At 62.4% G+C, this 2,956-nt stretch carries 3 protein-coding genes; 2 read left to right on the top strand and 1 reads right to left on the bottom strand.

The genetic code is table 11. From position 1 onward, the window contains the following. Positions 1-997: malate synthase A (locus tag VEK15_01880; GenBank protein ID HXV59413.1), on the bottom strand; the 997-nt coding region annotated here is incomplete at its 3' end. Positions 998-1,087: 90 nt separating this feature from the next. On the opposite strand from VEK15_01880, the gene VEK15_01875 reads away from it, so the two are divergent. Then, positions 1,088-2,650 carry a DUF3612 domain-containing protein gene (locus tag VEK15_01875; GenBank protein HXV59412.1) on the top strand — a complete coding sequence of 521 codons (1,563 nt, stop codon included), beginning with the start codon at positions 1,088-1,090 and terminating at the stop codon, positions 2,648-2,650. A 34-nt stretch (positions 2,651-2,684) separates the two neighbouring features. Beyond that, a partial coding sequence (locus VEK15_01870; GenBank protein ID HXV59411.1) for a VOC family protein occupies positions 2,685-2,956 on the top strand: 272 nt, incomplete at its 3' end.

Here is a 2,956-nt window from a genome sequence, read left to right as displayed (position 1 = left end):
CCGCCATGCCGCCCATCGCGTGGGCGCCCCGCCGATGACAGGTTTTGATCAGCAGATCATCGTAGGACTTCAGAAAGTGACGGGTCATCGTCACTTGGGCACGATCGGGCAACAGGTACTCGGGGCGGTTCCTGAATTTCTTGATGAAGCTGAAGATGTAGTCCCAACGGCCGCAATTGAGTCCCGCGCTGTGCTCGCGGAGCTCGTAGAGAATCTCGTCCATCTCGAAGGCCGCGAGGATGGTCTCGATCAAGACCGTGGCCTTGATGGTGCCGCGGGGGATGTCGAGTGCGTCCTGGGCCACGAGGAACACGTCGTTCCACAACCTGGCCTCGAGGTGGCTCTCGAGCTTGGGCAGATAGAAGTAAGGGCCCGTACCCCTGAGCCGCAGGGCTTCGACGTTGTGAAAGAAGAAGAGCCCGAAATCGAAGATCGACCCCGAGATCGGTTCGCCGTCGACGAGGACATGCTTTTCCGGGAGATGCCAGCCCCGGGGCCGGACGAGAAGCGTGGCCGTTCGCTCGTTCAGCGCATAGCGTTTGCCGGTGTCCGGGTGTGTATAGGAGATTGTCCGCAGGACGGCGTCCCGGAGATTCAGTTGCCCTCGAACGACGTTCTGCCACGTGGGCGAGCAGGAGTCTTCGAAATCGGCCATGAAGGCCTTGGCCCCGGAGTTCAAGGCATTGATGATCATCTTCCGATCGACCGGGCCGGTGATCTCGAGGCGCCGGTCTTCGAGATCCCGGGGGGCGGGTGCCACTCGCCAGTTCGATGCGCGGATCGCTGCCGTCTCCGGCAGGAAGTCGGGAAGGGATCCGTCGTCCAGCTCCTGCTGCCGCTGGCGCCGCTTCTCCAGAAGCTCGAGGCGGCGTCCGTCGAAACGGCGGTGCAGGCTCGCCGCGAAATCGAGCGCCTCCCGGCTCAGTATTGGCGCGAATTCCTGCGAGCTCGGCGCGAGGAGCTCGATCCCCGAGGGAAGAGAGGCAGCCGTCGTCATCGGTCTCATGCCCCGCATGATACCGGGTAATCGTCCCAAAGTATTGCAGAATTTGACATAAGAAATTTTACATAGTAAAGTTCACAGCCAATGGCGGCGGGGCTTCTCCGAAAGACTCACTTTCTCGGCACCAAGATCCGCTCGCAACGCCGGCGCACGGGGCTGACACTCGAGGACCTGTCGGTCCGGTGCATCCAGCTCGATCCGGCCGCCGCGCCGTCGGTCTCCTACCTGAGCATGATCGAGACGGGTCAGCGCGTTCCGTCCGAGAAGGTCCTGCGTTTGCTGGCGGAAGTCTTTCAGCGCGATCTCGGGTGGTTCCTGGATGAGAACCTCGAGGCCGAAGCCGCGCCTCGGAGGGCATCGGCTCACGGGATCGAAGGGATGGCGCTGGAGCCCAGGTTTCTGTTCTCCAAGGATTTGCTGCAGAGCGCCATTCCGGAGCTTTTGTCTCAGACGGGTACGAGCGGCCGGCAGTTCGCCCATCTCTTGATTCGAACCCATCAGGAGCGGCATCAAAACCAGTTTCCCGATCTCGAGCGCGCCGCCGAAGACGTGGGAAGAAAACGCTTCCCCCTGGAGCTCGACGATCTCTTCGAGCTCTGCCGTCAGCACGATCTGGAGATTCGCTGGTTCGAGCGCAAACCCTTTGCCGTGACCGACGATGCCGGACGCCAGCTGAAGACTCTCGTACGCTCCTTTTTCGACGCTCCGCGCACCGTCTACATCAATCGACTCCTGGAGGGGCAACCGGCTCGGGTAAAGTACGAGCTCGCGAGCTATCTCGGTCACACGATTCTCCACGGTGGAGACGGTCCGAAGATGAGACATGCCACCGGAGAGAGTCTTGTCGAGTGGCCGGTGTTCGATGCAGAGCGGACGCAATGGATGGAGTCCCAGGATATCCTCTTCGCGTGGCGCGACTTCGAGTGCGGCTTTTTCGCCGGCGCGCTCCTTTGCCCGAAGCAGCCGTTTCGCCGTTTTCTCCTGCGCCACGGATACGACGCGCTGGCGGGAGCGGAGATTGGGCTCAACCCCGCGGTCGTCATGCGCCGGATGACGAGCGTCTCACCCTATCGGGACTGGCATTACTTCGATGCCTATCCGCCGGGCTATCTGCGAGCGGTCTATCGTGGCAACGGAATCTCGTTACCCTGGGGCAACATGCGTCTCGTCACCGATCCGTGCCCCAACTGGGCGGTGTTCCAGATGCTGTCGCGGGCCTCGGCGAAGCCCCTGGCGCAGATCTCGGCATTGATCGATCGCGACCGGGTCCGCCTCTATTGCTGCCTTTGTTTGAGAGCGCGGGACGCCGCCGGCAATCCCCACGTGCTGTCCGTCGGTCTGGACCTCACCCCCGCGCTCGAATCTCGCGGGGTCGACGCGAGCGACGTGGCTCAGACGGTGGCGGAGGCCTGCCGGCGGCAGGGCGGCTCCGCTCCCATTCCCCAGGACGCGGCCGGCGAGCTTTCTGCCGTGTCGAGAATCCTCAACGTCCGATGGATTGACGACGCGATGTACCGACCCGCCAGCATGATCTGTCCTCGCAGCACCGCATGCCCCAGACCCAAACCCTGCAGGCACCGTCCACAGAGACGTCCATTACAATGGTCCGACGACATCCGGAACGAGATTCTCAGACAGGCCCAATGAGGATCGTTGGACGGACGAACCGAAGGAGAAACCCATGAAGCTCGTTGCTCTCGTTCTTTGTTTCGTTTCCACGGCCGTTGAGGCACAGCTCCTGTCCGCCAAGGGCTCCGCCGTCGCCATGGGGCACCATCACCTCTATGTAAGCGACGTCGCGGCGTCGAAGCACTTCTGGACGCTTCTCGGCGCCGAGCCCGTTGCCTTTCCCAACCGAGAGGTGATGAAGCTTCCCGACCTCGTCATCTTCTTCACGCCGGAAAAGCCCGCCGGTGGCACCACGGGCACGACGGTGAACCACATCGGCGTCCA

Source organism: Vicinamibacteria bacterium, from assembly GCA_035620555.1.
Taxonomy (GTDB): domain Bacteria; phylum Acidobacteriota; class Vicinamibacteria; order Marinacidobacterales; family SMYC01; genus DASPGQ01.
Note: the sequence above shows the minus strand (reverse complement) of the source record. Positions and strands in the feature narration are given on the sequence as shown.